13 protein-coding genes are annotated in these 16,497 nt (G+C 70.0%); 11 read left to right on the top strand and 2 right to left on the bottom strand.

Going from position 1 to position 16,497, the window contains the following annotated elements; all coding sequences use genetic code 11:
- Positions 1-45 precede the first annotated feature (45 nt).
- On the bottom strand, positions 46-1,236 hold the full coding sequence (locus U6958_RS25930) for a helix-turn-helix domain-containing protein (protein WP_074921586.1): 1,191 nt from the start codon (positions 1,234-1,236) through the stop codon (positions 46-48).
- 267 nt (positions 1,237-1,503) lie between these two features.
- Between U6958_RS25930 and U6958_RS25925 the strand changes: the two genes are divergently transcribed.
- The 9 genes from U6958_RS25925 (at position 1,504) to U6958_RS25885 (ending at position 10,879) form a co-directional block, all read left to right on the top strand.
- Positions 1,504-1,980, top strand: a complete 477-nt coding sequence (locus tag U6958_RS25925) for a (2Fe-2S)-binding protein (RefSeq protein WP_013803615.1) — start codon at positions 1,504-1,506, stop codon at positions 1,978-1,980.
- 29 nt (positions 1,981-2,009) lie between these two features.
- Entirely contained in the window at positions 2,010-4,400 is a 2,391-nt protein-coding gene (locus U6958_RS25920; RefSeq protein WP_074921585.1) for a xanthine dehydrogenase family protein molybdopterin-binding subunit, read from the top strand.
- 10 nt (positions 4,401-4,410) lie between these two features.
- Complete coding sequence (locus U6958_RS25915; protein ID WP_074921584.1) at positions 4,411-5,202, top strand: xanthine dehydrogenase family protein subunit M; 792 nt, start codon at positions 4,411-4,413, stop codon at positions 5,200-5,202.
- A gap of 157 nt (positions 5,203-5,359) precedes the next feature.
- Positions 5,360-6,301, top strand: a complete 942-nt coding sequence (locus U6958_RS25910; protein WP_046988110.1) for a MoxR family ATPase — start codon at positions 5,360-5,362, stop codon at positions 6,299-6,301.
- Positions 6,298-7,563: a VWA domain-containing protein gene (locus U6958_RS25905; protein WP_074921583.1), complete on the top strand. Its 1,266-nt coding sequence runs from the start codon at positions 6,298-6,300 to the stop codon at positions 7,561-7,563. Before U6958_RS25910 ends, U6958_RS25905 begins: the two co-directional genes overlap by 4 nt.
- A 38-nt stretch (positions 7,564-7,601) precedes the next feature.
- Positions 7,602-8,333 (top strand): CoxG family protein, encoded by a 732-nt coding sequence (locus tag U6958_RS25900; RefSeq protein ID WP_016448920.1) that lies wholly within the window; start codon positions 7,602-7,604, stop codon positions 8,331-8,333.
- 268 nt (positions 8,334-8,601) lie between these two features.
- Positions 8,602-9,672, top strand: coding sequence for an XdhC family protein (locus U6958_RS25895; RefSeq protein WP_017407859.1), 1,071 nt, complete (start codon positions 8,602-8,604; stop codon positions 9,670-9,672).
- Positions 9,673-9,842: 170 nt separating this feature from the next.
- Entirely contained in the window at positions 9,843-10,535 is a 693-nt protein-coding gene (locus tag U6958_RS25890; protein WP_074921582.1) for an AzlC family ABC transporter permease, read from the top strand.
- 5 nt (positions 10,536-10,540) lie between these two features.
- Positions 10,541-10,879, top strand: a complete 339-nt coding sequence (locus U6958_RS25885) for an AzlD domain-containing protein (protein WP_016448917.1) — start codon at positions 10,541-10,543, stop codon at positions 10,877-10,879.
- Positions 10,880-10,881: 2 nt separating this feature from the next.
- Here the strand turns inward: U6958_RS25885 and U6958_RS25880 are convergent, their stop codons facing one another.
- On the bottom strand, positions 10,882-11,271 hold the full coding sequence (locus U6958_RS25880; RefSeq protein ID WP_013803605.1) for a nuclear transport factor 2 family protein: 390 nt from the start codon (positions 11,269-11,271) through the stop codon (positions 10,882-10,884).
- Positions 11,272-11,693: 422 nt separating this feature from the next.
- On the opposite strand from U6958_RS25880, the gene U6958_RS25875 reads away from it, so the two are divergent.
- Both U6958_RS25875 and U6958_RS25870 read left to right on the top strand, forming a co-directional pair.
- Entirely contained in the window at positions 11,694-13,301 is a 1,608-nt protein-coding gene (locus U6958_RS25875; protein ID WP_074921581.1) for an efflux RND transporter periplasmic adaptor subunit, read from the top strand.
- A gap of 45 nt (positions 13,302-13,346) precedes the next feature.
- Positions 13,347-16,478, top strand: coding sequence for an MdtB/MuxB family multidrug efflux RND transporter permease subunit (locus U6958_RS25870; protein WP_047471886.1), 3,132 nt, complete (start codon positions 13,347-13,349; stop codon positions 16,476-16,478).
- Positions 16,479-16,497 lie beyond the last annotated feature (19 nt).

The raw sequence follows: 16,497 nt of genomic DNA, 5'->3' as shown, positions 1-16,497 counted from the left end.
GCTCCCCCTAAAAGAAATCCGTGTGAACCCGAGGAAACGTCCCGTTCAGGTTGTCGCGCGGGGCCTGCGGGCTCCCAGTTTTCGGTACATCGTGGCCCGGCTGATGCCCAGCGCGCGGGCGGCCCGGGTCACATTGCCCTGGGCATCCTGCAGGGCCTGCTCGATCAGCACGCCCTCGCTGGCGCGCAGCGGGCTGGGCTGGGCGGCTGTGGCCAACGCTGCCATGCCCAGCGCAGGCAGCAGCTGGCGCAGCTGCGGGCCGGGCTGCACCAGGGCCTGCAGCCGCAGGCCCGACCACAGCGGCAGGCGCAGCGGTTCGTTGGGGCGCTGGCGCGCATGCTCCACCAGCGCCGTCCAGGGCATGGCCAGCAGTTCGCTGCAGTGCAGCGGCTGGCCCGGATGCGCCAGCGGCTGGGGCACCAGCTGGCGCGCCAGGGTATTGCTGCCCGCCACATGCCCTTCGGCGTCCACGGCCAGCAGGCCTTCGCCCTCCTGACCCAGAGGCCCGCCGGGCCAGTTCAGGTGCAGCAGCAGCGCGTGGGGCAGGGCGCGCAGCAGCCGGTCCTCGATGGCGCGGGCGCAGCGCAGCGCCAGGTGCATCAGCTCGGGCCGCTCGGGCACGTCCACGCCCGTGATGTCCAGCATGCCCAGGCAGCGGCCGTCCGGGGCGTACAGCGGTGCGCCCGCGCAGCTGTAGTGGCGGTTGGCCTCGAAGAAATGCTCGGCCCGGTGCAGCCAGACGGGGCCGTGCTCGGCCAGGGCCGCACCGATGGCGGTGGTGCCCACGCCCTGCTCGGACAGGTCCACGCCCACACGGGCGATGGCCTGCACGCGGATGTCGCTGCGGTCCAGCGGCCCCTGCACGTCCAGCACGGTGCCGTGCGCATCGGTCAGCAGGCTGAAGTAGCGCATGGTGCCCACGGCGCCCACCAGCTGGGTCATCACGGGGTGCGCCGCCTGCAGCAGCGCCTCGTGGCCGTCACGTGCCTGGCGCAGCGCATGCGGCCCCAGTGCTTCGTAGACCACGCGCTCGCCCGGGCGGCGGCCTGCCGCCAGGCAGCGCTGCCAGGAGCGCCACAGCCAGGGCGCGATGCCGGCAGGGGGGGCGGGCAGAGTGGCAGGCGGCATGCCGGCCAGCGCCTGCTCGCCGAAGGCCAGGCTGCGGGCCCGGGCGATCTGCGCGTGGCGCGGATCGGCGGGGCAGGGCTGCGCGGCGTCGGGGCTCAGGGCGAACATGGGGCGGGGACTCCTGTGGCTGGCTGGCAAGGGATTGCGAACGGGCTGGCAGGCGGGCACGGTCGAAGCCGGGGGCGCAGGCGCAAGCGGTGCGGGCTGCGGCTGCGGTGACGACTGTGTCATTTTGAGAATATCCGCGCCGCCCGGCCCGGGCTTGCGGGTCAACCCTAGAACGGGTGCCTGCGGGCAGGGCGACCATGGCAGGCGAGGTTTCCGGCGTTCCCCCACGTTCCAGATCACCGCCGAACACAGGCAGGAGACAGCACGATGAATGTCCAGCTCACCGTCAACGGGCGCGCGCAGCGCATCGACGTTCCACCCAACACCTTGCTCGTGCATGCGCTGCGCGAGCACCTGCGCCTGACCGGCACGCATGTGGGCTGCGACACCAGCCAGTGCGGGGCCTGCACCGTCATCGTCGACGGCCACGCCGTCAAGTCCTGCGCCATGCTGGCCGTGCAGGCCGAGGGCTGCGAGGTGCGCACCATCGAAGGGCTGGCGGATATCGACGGCGGCCTGCATCCCATGCAGGCGGCCTTCAAGGAGTGCCACGGCCTGCAATGCGGCTTTTGCACGCCGGGCATGGTCATGAGCGCCGTGGACCTGTGCCAGCGCCAGCCGTGCGCGGGCGATCGCGAGATCCGCGAGGCGCTGGAGGGCAACCTGTGCCGCTGCACGGGCTACCAGAACATCGTGGCCGCCGTGAAAAAGGGCAGCCAGGCCATGGCAGGGCCTGCGGCCTGAGCGCCGCAGGTCACCACAAGGAGACAGCCATGGGTGCATCCGACTTTTCCAAGCTCCCCCACATCGGCGAGCCCGTCAAGCGCAAGGAGGACTACCGCTTCCTCACGGGCGCGGGCCAGTACACCGACGACATCGCGCTGGCCGCCCAGGCCCATGCGGTGTTCGTGCGCTCGCCGCACGCGCATGCGCGCGTGCGCTCCGTTTCCACCGACGCGGCCAGGGCCGCGCCCGGCGTCATCGGCGTGCTCACGGGCGCCGACGTGGCGGCCGACAAGATCAACGGCCTGCCCTGCGGCTGGCTGATCACCAGCACCAACGGCGAGCCCATGAAGGAGCCGCCGCATCCCATCCTGGCGCTGGACACCGTGCGCTACGTGGGCGACCAGGTCGCCATGGTCGTGGCCGAGACGCTGGAGCAGGCGCGCGACGCGGCCGAGCTGGTGGAGGTGGACTACGACCCGCTGCCCGCCGTGGTACTGGTGGCCGACGCGGCGGCCGGCAGCGTGCCCGGCGCGGTGGTGCACGATATCGCCCCCGACAACCACTGCTACAAATGGGCCATCGGCGACAAGGCCGCCGTGGATGCCGTGTTCGCCGGTGCCGCCCACATCGCCCAGCTGGACCTGGTCAACAACCGCCTGGTTCCCAACGCCATGGAGCCGCGCGCGGCCATCGGCAGCTACAGCCGCGCCAATGACGAGTACACGCTGTACGTGGCCAACCAGAACCCGCACGTCGAGCGGCTGCTGATGACGGCCTTCGTCATGGGCCTTCCCGAGCACAAGGTGCGCGTGATCGCGCCCGACGTGGGCGGCGGCTTCGGCTCCAAGATCTTCCTGTATGCAGAGGATGTCTGCCTGACCTGGGGCGCGCGCAAGCTCAATCGTTCCATCAAGTGGACGGCCGACCGCAGCGAGTCCTTCCTCACCGACGCCCATGGCCGCGACCACGTCAGCCATGCCGAGATGGCCATGGACGCCAGCGGCAAGTTCCTGGCCATGCGCGTGCACACGGATGCCAACCTGGGCGCCTACCTGAGCACCTTCGCCAGCGCCGTGCCCACCATCCTCTATGCCACCCTGCTGGCCGGCCAGTACGCCACGCCCCAGGTCTATGTGGAAGTCGATGCCTGGTTCACCCACACCGCGCCCGTCGATGCCTACCGGGGCGCGGGCAGGCCCGAGGCCACCTACCTGCTGGAGCGCCTGGTCAGCCGCTGCGCCTGGCAGCTGAACCTGTCCCAGGCCGAGATACGGCGGCGCAACTTCGTCACCAGCTTCCCCTACCAGACGCCCGTGGCCCTGCAGTACGACGTGGGCGACTACGGCGCCTGCATGGACAAGGCCGAGGCCCTGGCCGACGTGGCCGGCTTTGCCGCGCGCCGTGCCGACAGCGAGGCGCGGGGCCTCAGGCGCGGCCTGGGCTACAGCAGCTACATCGAGGCCTGTGGCCTGGCGCCCAGCAACATCGCGGGCGCCCTGGGCGCGCGGGCCGGCCTCTTCGAATGCGGCGAGGTGCGCGTGCACCCCACGGGCAGCGTCACCGTGTTCACGGGCTCGCACAGCCACGGCCAGGGGCACGAGACCACCTTTGCCCAGGTGGTGGCCGCGCGCCTGGGGATACCCGTGGAGAACGTGGACATCGTCCACGGCGACACGGGCCGTGTGCCGTTCGGCATGGGCACTTACGGATCACGCTCCATCAGCGTGGGCGGCGCGGCCATCATGAAGGCGCTGGACAAGATCGAGGCCAAGGCCAAGAAGATCGCGGCCCACCTGATGGAGGCCAGCGACGCCGACATCGACTTCGCAGGCGGCGAGTTCACGGTGCGTGGCACCGACAAGAAAGTCCCCTTCGCCCAGATCGCGCTCACCGCCTATGTGCCGCACAACTACCCGCTGGACAAGCTGGAGCCCGGCCTCAACGAAACCGCCTTCTACGACCCCACCAACTTCACCTTCCCCGCAGGCACGTACATCTGCGAGGTCGAGGTGGACCCGGCCACGGGCGTGGTGCGCGTGGACCGCTTCAGCGCCGTGGACGACTTCGGCACCATCATCAATCCCATGATCGTCGAAGGCCAGGTGCACGGCGGCGTGGCCCAGGGCATAGGCCAGGCGCTGCTGGAAAACTGCGTCTACGACCGCGAGACCGGCCAGCTGCTCACCGGCAGCTTCATGGACTACGCCATGCCGCGCGCCGACGATTTCCCCGAATTCAAGCTCGGCACCGTCTGCACGCCCTGCACGCACAACCCGCTGGGCACCAAGGGCTGCGGCGAGGCGGGGGCCATAGGCTCGCCGCCCGCCGTCATCAATGCCGTGCTTGACGCACTGCATCCCCTGGGTGTCAGGGACCTGGACATGCCGGCCAGCCCGCACCGTGTCTGGTCGGCCATCGACGCCGCAGCCACCTCCTGAGGAGAGCGCCATGTACGCATTCACCTATGAAGCCCCTGGCACCACAGCCGACGCCGCTGCCCTGGCCGCCCAGGGCGGCCAGTACCTGGCCGGCGGGCAAAGCCTGCTGCCATCGATGCGCCTGCGCCTGGCGCGGCCCGAACAGATCGTGGACCTGAACCGCGTCCAGGGCCTGGCCGGCATCGCCGTCAACGGCCAGACCGTGGAAATCCGCGCCATGACGCGCCATGCCGACGTGGCCGCCAACCCGCAGGTCCAGGCCGCCATCCCGGCCCTGGCCGAGCTGGCCGGCGGCATCGGCGACCGCCAGGTGCGTGCGCGCGGCACCATCGGCGGCTCGCTGGCCAACAACGACCCCGCTGCCTGCTACCCCAGCGCCGTGCTGGGCCTGGGCGCCACTGTCGTCACCGACCGGCGCGAGATCGCGGCCGACGACTTCTTCCAGGGCATGTACACCACGGCGCTGGGCAGCGGCGAGCTGATCACGGCCGTGCGCTTTCCCGTGCCGAAGAAGGCCGCCTACCTCAAGTTCAAGCAGCCCGCCTCGCGCTTCGCCCTGGTGGGCGTCTTCGTCGCCCAGACCGACAGCGGCGTGCGCGTGGCCATCACGGGCGCCGGGCTCAGCGTGTTCCGCCATACGGGGCTGGAGGCCGCGCTCAACCAGAGCTTCACGCCCGACGCGGCCGCCCAGGTGCTGATCGACCATGCCGACCTCAACAGCGACCTGCATGCCAGCGCGCGCTACCGGGCGCAGTTGATCAGCGTGCAGACGCAGCGTGCGGTATCGCAGATGCTGGGGTGACTATGGTGACCCCCTGAGTCGCTTCGCGCCTTCCCCCTTGAAGGGGGACGACACCCTCGGTGCGGGGCGGCCCTTCCTCGGTGTCCCTGAGTTGGATTGCGCCAGTTTTGCGCAGCGCAGACGAAGCGCAGTTCCATGACGATTGGATAAGGACTGAATGAAGGTTCCCGAGCAAGCCATTGCCTCCATAGACGCCCTGGTCGCCGCGCTGCAGGCCGAAGGCTATTTCGCCGACCGGCGCCTGGCCACGGCCGTCTTCCTGGCCCTGCGGCTGCAGCGGCCGCTGCTGCTGGAGGGCGAGCCTGGCGTGGGCAAGACCGCGCTGGCCCAGGCGCTGGCGCGCGTGCTGGAGCGCCGCCTGATCCGGCTGCAGTGCTATGACGGCATGGAGCAGCGCGAGGCGCTGTATGAATGGAACTACGCGGCCCAGCTGCTGCACCTGCGCGCGGCCGAGCTGGCCTCGGCGCAGCCCGCGGCCGCACCGCAGCAGGACCGACTGCAGCGCGCCGAGCAGGAGGTCTACCAGGAGCGCTACCTGGTAAGCCGCCCGCTGCTGCAGGCCCTGCAGCAGCCCGAGCCCGGCGCCGTGCTGCTGATCGACGAGATCGATCGTGCCGACGAGCCCTTCGAGGCCTTCCTGCTCGAATACCTGGGCGAGTACCAGGTCAGCATTCCCGAGCTGGGCACGGTGGCGGCACGCGTGCCGCCCGTGACCGTGCTCACCAGCAACCGCACGCGCGACCTGCACGACGCCGTCAAGCGCCGCTGCCTCTACCACTGGCTGGACTATCCCGGGCGCGAGCGCGAGCTGGCCATCGTGCGCGCCCTGGTGCCTGGGGCCGGGCAGGCCCTGACGGCCCAGGTGGCGAGCTTCGTGGGGCGGCTGCGCAGCCAGCCCTTTGCCGACGCCTTCCAGCGGGTGCCCGGCATTGCCGAAAGCGTGGAATGGGCCAAGGCCCTGGTGGCGCTGGACACCCTGGTGGTCGATCCCGAAGTCGTGCACGACACGGCCGGCATCCTCTTCAAGCAGCGCGAGGACGTGGCCGCGCTCACGCCCGAGCGGCTGCAGCAACTGCTGGCGCCGGAGCCCGCGCCGTGACGGCTGGTGCAGCCGGTGCCGCCGGTGCCGCCGGTGCCGCCGATAGGGGCGAGCGCACCAGCTGGCTGGGCGATGCGCGCAGCGGCAAGCTGGCAGGCAACCTGGTCGGCTTTGCGCGTGCGCTGCGCCGTGCGGGCGTGCCCGTGGATGGCGGGCGCATGGCGCTGGCCCAGCAGGCCCTGTCCCTGGTCGGCCTGGCGCGCGAGGACATGGCCGCCGCGCTGGAGGCCGTATTTGTGAGCAACGCCCAGGACCGCGCCGTGTTCCGCGAACTGTTCGACGCCTACTTCCGCAATCCCGACGTGGCCCGGCAACTGCTGGCCCAGTTGCTGCCGCAGGCGCCCCGGCCGTCCGCGCCGCGCCACCGCCCGCGCGTGCAGGAAGCGCTGTCGCCCCGCCAGGCAGGCGAGGGCTGGGCCGCCGTCGATGAAGAACTGAAGCTGGACGCCGCCATGACGGCCAGCGAGCGCCACCGCCTGCGCCATGCCGACTTCAACCAGCTCAGCGCCAGCGAATACCTGCTGGTGCAGCGCCTGGCCAGGGACATTGCCCTTCCCTTGCCCCGCTACAGCAGCCGCCGCACGCGCACCGGCCAGCGCGGCGCGGTGCCCGACTGGGCTGCCAGCCTGCGCGCGGCATCGCACCACGGCGGCGAAATGCTGCAGCTGCTGCGGCGCGAACGGCGGCGCCTGCCGCTGCCCTGGCTGGCCCTGGTCGATGTCTCGGGCTCCATGGAGCGCTATGCGCGGCTGCTGCTGGCCTTCCTGCACGCGGCCACCAGCACGCAGCGCCATGCGGGCCTGCGCCGCCAGGTCTACAGCTTCGGCACCGAGCTGCGCGACCTGGGCCCGGCCTTTGCCCAGGCCGACACCGACGCCATGCTCGAGCGCGCCAACGCCGCCATTGCCGACTTTGGCGGCGGCACCCGCCTGGGCAGCAGCCTGGGCGAACTGCGCCGCCTGCATGCGCGCCACCAGGTTTCAGGCCTGGTGGGCCGGCGCACCCTGGTGCTCATCATCAGCGACGGCCTGGACACCGGCGATGCCGCCGAGCTGGACCGCGAACTGGCCTGGCTGCGCCGCCACAGCGCGCGGCTGCTGTGGCTCAACCCGCTGCTGCGCTTTGACGGGTATGCCCCACTGGCCCAGGGGGCGGCCGTGCTGCATCGTCATGCCCATGCCATGCTTGCGGTACACAACCTGGAATCGCTGCAGCAACTGGCCGGTCACCTGGCGCGGCTGCTGGCGGCGCCAGGCCGCTGAGCCGCTTGCGGCCACCCCCATCGCAGAAAGGAATTGCCATGGAAATGCAAGCCAGCCGTTCCCTCGCCGTCAGCCAGCAGCAGGCCTGGGAGGCGCTCAACGATCCCGAAACGCTCAAGGCCTGCCTGGCCGGCTGCGACCGCTTCGAACCCCAGGGCGATGACCAGTACGCCGTGGGCATGGCGGTCAAGGTGGGGCCGGTATCGGCCAAGTTCAGCGGCAAGGTCACGCTGTCCGACATCACGCCGCCCGAGCGCTACCGCATCGCCTTTGAAGGCCAGGGCGGCGTGGCCGGCTTCGGCAAGGGCGAGGCCGACGTCACCCTCACTCCCGAGCCCGCTGACGCCGCAGGCCAGCCGCGCTGCCTGCTCAGCTACAGCGTGCAGGCCCAGGTCGGCGGCAAGATCGCCCAGCTGGGCCAGCGGCTGATCGACGGCGCCGCGCGCAACATGGCCGACGACTTCTTCGCACGATTCGATACGCTGATGCAGCAGCGCCACCCGCGCGCGCCGGCAGCGCCTGCCGATGCAGGCGACACCGCCGACCTGTCCCACCTGCCTGCCGGCCTGGCCGATGAAACCGGCCACATCGAGCCCACCGTGGACGCCCAGGCCTGGGAGCACGACGCCGCAGCCGGCGTGGCCACGCCGCTGGATGCCGCACCGGCCACCGAGGCCGAGGAACGCTCGCGCCGCGCCATCCCGCTGTGGTGCTGGGGGCTGGCCATCGTCGTCGTCCTGGGCGCCGGCTGGCTGCTTTCGCGGTACTAGGGCGCTCCCCCTGAGCGGCTGCGCCGCTTCCCCCTCTCTCGCTTCGCGGGAGGGGGACGACGCCCTCGGCTGGGCGCCCCCGCCGCGAGGCGGCTCTTGCTCGGCGTCTCTGGCCTCAGATTTGTTGTGGCTTCTATGCTTCGCCCTGCGCTACCAAGCCCTTTTTACATGCTGCAGCACCCTTCTTGATGCAGAGAGACAATAGCCGCCGAAAAACGCCAGGCGCCCAGCTGCACAGGCAAGCCAGGTGCCGGCGTGGAGATTTGCAATGGAAAACCTGGATGTTCATGTTCTGCGCCACCTCGCGCAATGGCGCGCTCAGGGCGAGCGCGCACTGCTGGCCACGGTGGTGCGTACCTGGGGCTCGTCGCCCCGGCCCATCGGCTCCATCATGGCGCTGGGGGCCTCGGGCGCCGTGGTCGGCTCCGTGTCCGGCGGCTGCATCGAGGACGACCTGATCGCCCGCTACAGCCACGCCTCGGACGCCGACGCCCTGAGCGACGGCGCGCCCCGGCTGCTGCGCTACGGCGTCAGCGCCGACGAGGCCCACCGCTTCGGCCTGCCCTGCGGCGGCACGCTGGAGCTGCTGCTCGAATTCAATCCCGACGCTGCTGCGCTGCAGCAACTCGTGCAATGGCTGGACGAAGGCCGCATGGTGCGGCGCACCGTGGACAAGGCCACGGGCCAGGTCGCCCAGCAGGTCAGCGACGCGCCCGAGCCGCTGGTGCATGACGGGCAGCAGGTCGCCAACAGCTTCGGCCCCGAGTACCGCATGCTGCTCATCGGCGCAGGCCAGCTGTCCGAATACCTGGCCACCATGGCGCTGTTCAACGGCTTTGCGGTCACCGTCTGCGACCCGCGCGAGGAATACAGCCGCCACTGGAGCGTGGCCGGCGTGCAGCTGTCGCGCGAGATGCCCGACGACCTTGTGCGCACCATGCGCGCCGATGCGCGCACCTGCATCATCGGCCTCACGCACGACCCCAAGCTCGACGACCTGGCCCTCATGGAAGCCCTGGAATCCCCGGCCTTCTACGTCGGCGCCATCGGCTCGCGCCGCAACACCGCGCTGCGCCTGCAGCGCCTGAGCGAGCACTTCGGCCTGGGCGACGCGCAACTGGTGCGCCTGCGCGGCCCCATCGGCCTGTACATAGGCAGCAAGACGCCCCCCGAAATCGCCGTCAGCATCATGGCCGAGGTCCTGGCCGCCAAGAACGGCGTGGCCCTGCCGCGCGGCATGACCGTGGAAGAAGGCAAGCTCGCCGCCGCCCAGCCCCCGCAGCCGCTGGAGGATGACGGGCCCGAGGGCATCACGCCCCTGGTGTGCGGGGTGGGTTAGACGGGGCGCCGCAGGCGGGTGGCATGGGGCTGCAGTGACGGGAGTTGAGGCGCTATATTGATCGATCTTCTTTCATAGAGGGAGGCGATCATGTGTTTGGCTGGGAATGAGGCCGGCTTGCCCGGCACGATTGTCGGCAATCCTGTGGCGAAAGGGTTCGGAGGCGCGGCGTGAGCGGCGCTCGTCCGCTGGCTGCCGGCCTGACCGCCAGCCTCTCCGTGGCAACAGGCTATCTGCCGATTGCTTTTTCCTTTGGCGTGGCGGCCGTTCAGGCGGGTCTTGCTCCATCCATTGCGGTGCTGGCTTCCGTGCTGGTCTATGCCGGAGCCAGCCAGTTCCTGCTGATTTCGTTGCTGGCTTCGGGAGCCGGGCTGTGGACCGCTTTGCCCACGGTGCTGTTGATGAATGCGCGGCATGTGCTGTATGGCCCGGCCCTGCAGGTGGTGCTGGGGCCGCGGCAGCGCCTGGCCACGCCCTGGTTGGCCTTTGGCCTGACCGACGAGGTGCTTGCCACCGCCATGAGCAAGATGCAGGGCGTGCCAGAGGCCGAGCGCGAGCACTGGCTTCTGGGCCTGCAACTTGGCGCCTACGCGGCCTGGGTGGGCGGCACGGTGATGGGGGTGACGCTGGTGGGCGAGGTGGATCGGTGGCCGGCAGCCGTCCGCGAGGCGCTGGCCTTTGTTCTGCCGGCATTGTTCTTTGCGCTGCTGCTGGAGGCGGGGGTGCTGCGCTGGTGGCGTGCGGTGCTCACGGCCGCCGTGGTCGCTGCGGTGCTGGTTTGCTTCATTCCGGGCTACCACGCACTGGCGCTGGCGATCCTGTGCGGTGCGCTGGCGCATGCGGCCACGGCCGATAGGGGCTGATCACCATGTCGTACACATTCTGGATCTTGCTGTTGTGCGGTGCCGGCACCTTTGGCCTGCGCTGGTTGCCGTTGTGGCAGGCACGCCGCAGAGGGCACTCTGCACGGGCGTCCCCGCAGGTGCAGAGGTGGCTGGCGGGTGTCGGGCCCGCCGCCATCGCTGCCCTGTTCGTGGTGTCAACCTGGGGGCTGGTGGTCAGCGATGTCCGCTGGGGGCGGGTGGCCGTGATCTCCGTGGCTTTGCTGGCCATCTGCCTCGCACGCCTGGTGCGTGGAGGCATTGCCATGCCGACCTTGGCTGGTGCGCTGACCTACGGCCTGCTGGCTCATGTCAAGCCCTGGTGATGTCAGTGCGGCTGGGCATGGAAGGCCTTGTTGGCAATCTTCCAGCCGGCCTCGGTCTTGAGCAGCACGAAGTAGTCGATGAAGGTGATGGCGCCGTGCACCAGGGTGATCTTGGCGCTGGCCGCCGTGCCGCCGATGTCGATGGCGTCGATGCTGCGGCGGCGCGTGGCCTCGTCGGCGGCGGGCTGGCCCTTGAAGCGGGCGCAGTAGGTGTCGATGTCCCAGGAGGTCAGCGGGCCTTCGCGCACGCTTTCGATGCGGGCGGTGGGCATGAAGGCGGCGCGCATGTGGGCGCTGTTGTCCTCGGCATGGCCGCGCATGTACAGCTCCAGCGGCACGCGCACGGCGGCTTCTTCGGGGTGGTCGGTCAGGCGTGGGTTGGCAGTCGTCATGGTGTTCTCCTGGGACGGATGGATGGCGGCCTGCGCCTGCAGGCCGGCGGCCGCGCATGGTAGCCACAAGCGCGGGGTGCAGTCCAACGGGGTGACAGGCGCGACCTGCGCCGGGCTGGGGTGCAATGCCTTGTTTTCAATGGGCTTTCGGGCTGATGCGCTCTGCATTGGCCGTGCCTGGGTCAACAGTGTTGTGAGCGCCGTGCCCTGTCTGAGGCCCTGCCGACGGGTGGCCGACCTGTTTCCGAAAACGCTCTGGCCAGGGCGGGTAAAGCCGGGGTAAAGCGGGGGTAATGCCTGCGTAAAACGGCGATCTGCCTCGTTTTGGAGAGCATGGGACTGGCTACCATAGCCGCATCCGCCGCCGTGCCCCGTTCCGGGGCCGGGCCCACGGCTTCCTCCCACGATTTCCCGCAGTGACCATGAAACGCCTGTCCAGCAGCCCCCTTGTTGCAGATGCCCACGGCGCACGCCAGCGTGGCCGGGTACGGCCTGCCCTGATGTGGGGCGTGGTGGCATTGGCCCTGGTGGCGGGGGGCGGGCTGTGGTGGTGGAGCAAGCGGACGCCGGCCCAGGGCGAGCAGGCCTCGGCCGGTGCGCCCGGCCCGGGGGGCGGGCGTGCGGGAGGCGGCCGGCGCGGCCCCGGCGGCCCGGGTGGACCTGGCGGCCCCGGCGCCATGGGTGCCCAGGCGCAGCCGGTGTCCGTGGGCGTGGTGGAGCGGCGCGACATGCGCGTGCTGATCAGCGCCATCGGCACCATGAACCCTCGCGCCACGGCCGTGGTGCGCGCCAAGGTGTCGGGCGAGTTGCTGCGCCTGCATTTCAAGGAAGGCGACGAGGTCAAGGCCGGCCAGTTGCTGGCCGAGATTGATCCGCGCAGCTTCCAGGCCAGCTTCAACCAGATCCAGGGCACGCTGCAGCGCGACCAGGCGCTGCTCAAGAACGCCCAGCTGGACCTGCAGCGCTACAAGGAGCTGCAGGCCCAGGATTCCATTGCCGGCCAGCAGGTCGATACCCAGGCTGCGCTGGTGCGCCAGTACCAGGGCACGGTGGCCGCCGACCAGGCCCAGGCCGATGCGGCCAGGCTGCAACTGAGCTACACGCGCATCACGGCGCCCATTGCGGGCCGGCTGGGCCTGCGCCAGGCCGACCGGGGCAATGTGGTCAACCCTTCGGATGCCAACGGCATCGTCACCATCACGCAGGTCAAGCCCATCGATGCGGTGTTCTCCGTGCCCGAGGCGCATGTGGGCACGCTGGCGCGGCGCCTGGCCGAGGGGCGCGAGCTGCCCGTGGAGCTGTGGGACCGGGACCTCAAGCAGCAGCTGGGGCGCGGCCGGCTGAATGCGGTGGACAACAGCATCGACATCGCCACCGGCACCATCAAGGCCAAGGCCGCCTTCGACAATGCCGAGGGCCGGCTGTTCGCCAACCAGTTCGTCAACGTCAGGCTGGAAGTGGACCGGCTGGAGCAGGCGCTGACCGTGCCGACCACGGCCGTGCAGAACAACTACGTCTATCTGGTCCAGGAGGATGGCACGGTGACGCAGCGGCGCATCACCGTGGGCGTGACCGATGGCGACCGGGTGAGCGTGAAGGGCGAACTCAAGCCTGGCGAGCAGGTGGTGGTCGATGGCATTGACCGCCTGCGCGAAGGCGCCAAGGTCACGGTGATCGAGCCCGACAAGGTGCAGAAGGTGGACCAGGCCGTGCAGGACGCCTCCAGCCAGCCGCGCGGCATGCGCAATCTGCCGCCCGATGTGCGCGCCAAGCTGGCGACCATGAACCCCGACGAGCGCAAGGCCTACCTGCAGAAGCTGCGCGCCGAGCGCGGTGGGCAGCGCAATGGCGGCAATGGCGGTGGCAACAGTGGCGGCAGCAATGGCGCCGGCAGCGGCGCACCGGCCGCCGAAGGTTCCGCGCCGGCATCCCAGGCACCTGCGCCGTCACCGGGCTCGCCCCAGCCATCGCCCGGCCCGGCGTCTGCCGCTCCGGCGGCTCCAGCGGCTCCCGCTCCTGCCGGGCGCTGAGCAGCGCCCGGCACCTGAAGACCGCAAGCCCTTCCAGGCGGCCCCATGAATCTTTCCCGCATCTTCATCCTGCGACCCGTCGCCACCTCGCTGCTGATGGTGGCGGTGCTGATCGCCGGCCTGCTGGCCTACCGGCTGCTGCCGATCTCGGCCCTGCCCGAGGTGGACTACCCCACCATCCAGGTCACCACGCTGTACCCCGGTGCCAGCCCCGACGTGATGACCTCCAACGTCACCGCGCCGCTGGAGCGCCAGCTCGGCCAGATGCCGGGGTTGTCGCAGATGTCGTCCACCAGTTCGGGCGGCGCCTCGGTGATCACGCTGCGCTTTGCGCTGGACATGGCCATGGACGTGGCCGAGCAGCAGGTGCAGGCCGCCATCAACGCGGGTGCCAACCTGCTGCCCAGCGACCTGCCCATGCCCCCGCTGTACAGCAAGGTCAATCCGGCGGATGCGCCCATCCTCACGCTGGCCATCACCTCGCCCTCGCTGCCGGTGATCCGCGTCAACGACCTGGTGGAAAACCGCCTGGCGCCCAAGCTCTCGCAGGTCAACGGCGTGGGCCTGGTGGCGATTGCCGGCGGGCGCCGGCCCGCCGTGCGCATCCAGGCCAACCCGACGGCGCTGGCCGGCCTGGGCATGACGCTGGACGATGTGCGCACCGCCATCGCCGCCGCCAACGTCAAGCAGGCCAAGGGCGGCTTCGACGGCCCGGCGCGCGCCTCCACCATCGATGCCAACGACCAGCTGCAGTCGGCGGCCGAGTACCGCAACCTCATCATCGCCTTCAAGAACGGCCTGCCCGTGCGCCTGTCCGACATCGCCCAGACCGTGGACGATGCCGAGAACACGCGCCTGGCCGCCTGGGCCGGCACGCCCGAGGGTGGCTCGCGCGCGGGCGTGATCCTCAACATCCGGCGCCAGCCCGGCGCCAACGTGATCGAGACGGTGGATCGCATCAAGGCGCTGCTGCCCCAGCTCAAGGAGACACTGCCGGCCTCGCTGGACGTGCAGGTGCTGACCGACCGCACGGTGACCATCCGCGCCTCGGTCAACGACATGCAGCTGGAGCTGATGCTGGCCATCGCCCTGGTGGTGGCGGTGATCTTCGTCTTCCTGCGCAGCGCCTCGGCCACGCTGATACCGAGCTTTGCCGTGCCGCTGTCGCTGATCGGCACCTTCGGCGTGATGTACCTGGCCGGTTTTTCCATCAACAACCTCACGCTGATGGCGCTGACGATCTCCACCGGCTTCGTGGTGGACGATGCCATCGTGATGATCGAGAACATCGCGCGCTTCGTGGAAAAGGGCGAGCCGCCCATGCAGGCCGCGCTCAAGGGCGCCAGGCAGATCGGCTTCACCATCATCTCGCTGACGATTTCGCTGATCGCCGTGCTGATCCCGCTGCTGTTCATGGGCGACGTGGTGGGGCGGCTGTTCCACGAGTTCGCCATCACCATGGCGGTGGCCATCCTGATCTCGGCCGTGGTCTCGCTGACGCTCACGCCCATGCTGTGCGCGCGGCTGCTGCGCCACCAGCCCGAAGGGGCCGAGGAGGAAAAGCATGGCCGCCTGTACCACGCCACGGGCCGCTTCTTCGACCGCACCATCGCCGGCTACGGCCGCATCCTCACCTGGGTGCTGGACCGCCGGGGCCTGACATGGATCGTCTTCCTGGCCACGCTGGCCGTGACCGTGCTGCTGTACTTTGCCGTGCCCAAGGGCTTCTTCCCGGACCAGGACACGGGCACCATCCAGGCCACGACCGAGGCCGACCAGTCCATCTCGTTTGCCGCCATGGCCGAGCGCCAGCAGGCCCTGGCCGAGCTGCTGCTCAAGGACCCGGCCGTGCAGAGCATCTCGTCCTTCATCGGCGTCGATGGCAGCAACACCACGCTGAACACGGGCCGGCTGCTGATCGACCTCAAGCCCCATGGCCAGCGCGATGGCGTGCCCGCCGTGCTGCGCCGCCTGTCCGACGATGCGCTGCAGATCCCGGGCATACGCCTGTACGCCCAGCCCGTGCAGGACCTGACCATCGAGGACCGCGTGGCGCGCACCCAGTACCAGCTGCTGATGTCCTCGCCCGACATGGCGCAGCTGGCCAAGAGCACCCAGGCCCTGGTCGAGCGCATGCACGACCTGCCCGAGCTGGTGGACGTGGGCAGCGACCTGCAGGACCAGGGCCTGCAGGCCTTCGTGCAGATCGACCGGGCCCAGGCCAGCCGGCTGGGCGTGACGGTCTCGGCCATCGACACGGCGCTGTACAACGCCTTCGGCCAGCGGCTGATCTCCACCATCTTCACGCAGTCCAACCAGTACCGCGTGGTGCTGGAGGTGGCGCCGCAGTTCAAGGTCGGGCCCGAGGCGCTGCAGTCCATCTACGTGGCCTCCAGCGCGGGCGCGCCCGTGCCGCTGTCCTCGGTGGCCACGGTCAGCGAGCGGCCCATGGCCCTGGCCGTGAACCATGTGGGCCAGCTGCCCGCCGCCACCATCTCGTTCAACACCGCGCCCGGCGTGTCGCTGGGCCATGCCGTCAAGGCCGTGCAGGACCTGATGGCCCAGCTGCGCACCGAGGGCCATATGCCGCTGTCGGTGGACGCTGCCTTCCAGGGCGCGGCCCTGGCCTTCCAGGCTTCGCTGTCCAACACGCTGCTGCTGGTGCTGGCGGCGGTGATCACCATGTACATCGTGCTGGGCGTGCTCTATGAGAGCACCATCCACCCGGTGACCATCCTGTCCACGCTGCCCTCGGCCGGCGTGGGCGCGCTGCTGGCCCTGCTGCTGGCGGGGCTGGACCTGGACATCATCGCCATCATCGGCATCGTGCTGCTGATCGGCATCGTCAAGAAGAACGCGATCATGATGATCGACTTCGCGCTGGAGGCGCAGCGCGAGGAGGGGCACACGCCGCGCGAGGCCATCTACCAGGCCTGCCTGCTGCGGTTCCGGCCTATCCTGATGACGACCTTGGCGGCTTTGCTGGGGGCCTTGCCGTTGATGCTGGGGACGGGGGTGGGCAGTGAGTTGCGGCATCCGTTGGGGGTGACGTTGGTGGGGGGCTTGCTGGTGAGTCAGTTGTTGACTCTGTTCACTACGCCTGTGATTTATTTGACGTTTGAGGGGTGGGCGCAGAGGTGGCGGGATCGTTCTTCTCGGGAGAGCGTTCATGCCTGAGCTTGCGCTCTTGTCTTGG

Source organism: Delftia lacustris, from assembly GCF_040267515.1.
Lineage (GTDB): Bacteria > Pseudomonadota > Gammaproteobacteria > Burkholderiales > Burkholderiaceae_C > Comamonas > Comamonas tsuruhatensis.
Note: the sequence above shows the minus strand (reverse complement) of the source record. Positions and strands in the feature narration are given on the sequence as shown.

Bases quoted from the DNA above. Each gene is read 5' to 3' on its own strand.
- U6958_RS25930 (WP_074921586.1), bottom strand. From the start codon at position 1,236: ATGTTCGCCCTGAGCCCCGACGCCGCGCAGCCCTGCCCCGCCGATCCG.
- U6958_RS25925 (WP_013803615.1), top strand. From the start codon at position 1,504: ATGAATGTCCAGCTCACCGTCAACGGGCGCGCGCAGCGCATCGACGTT.
- U6958_RS25920 (WP_074921585.1), top strand. From the start codon at position 2,010: ATGGGTGCATCCGACTTTTCCAAGCTCCCCCACATCGGCGAGCCCGTC.
- U6958_RS25915 (WP_074921584.1), top strand. From the start codon at position 4,411: ATGTACGCATTCACCTATGAAGCCCCTGGCACCACAGCCGACGCCGCT.
- U6958_RS25910 (WP_046988110.1), top strand. From the start codon at position 5,360: ATGAAGGTTCCCGAGCAAGCCATTGCCTCCATAGACGCCCTGGTCGCC.
- U6958_RS25900 (WP_016448920.1), top strand. From the start codon at position 7,602: ATGGAAATGCAAGCCAGCCGTTCCCTCGCCGTCAGCCAGCAGCAGGCC.
- U6958_RS25895 (WP_017407859.1), top strand. From the start codon at position 8,602: ATGGAAAACCTGGATGTTCATGTTCTGCGCCACCTCGCGCAATGGCGC.
- U6958_RS25885 (WP_016448917.1), top strand. From the start codon at position 10,541: ATGTCGTACACATTCTGGATCTTGCTGTTGTGCGGTGCCGGCACCTTT.
- U6958_RS25880 (WP_013803605.1), bottom strand. From the start codon at position 11,271: ATGACGACTGCCAACCCACGCCTGACCGACCACCCCGAAGAAGCCGCC.
- U6958_RS25875 (WP_074921581.1), top strand. From the start codon at position 11,694: ATGAAACGCCTGTCCAGCAGCCCCCTTGTTGCAGATGCCCACGGCGCA.
- U6958_RS25870 (WP_047471886.1), top strand. From the start codon at position 13,347: ATGAATCTTTCCCGCATCTTCATCCTGCGACCCGTCGCCACCTCGCTG.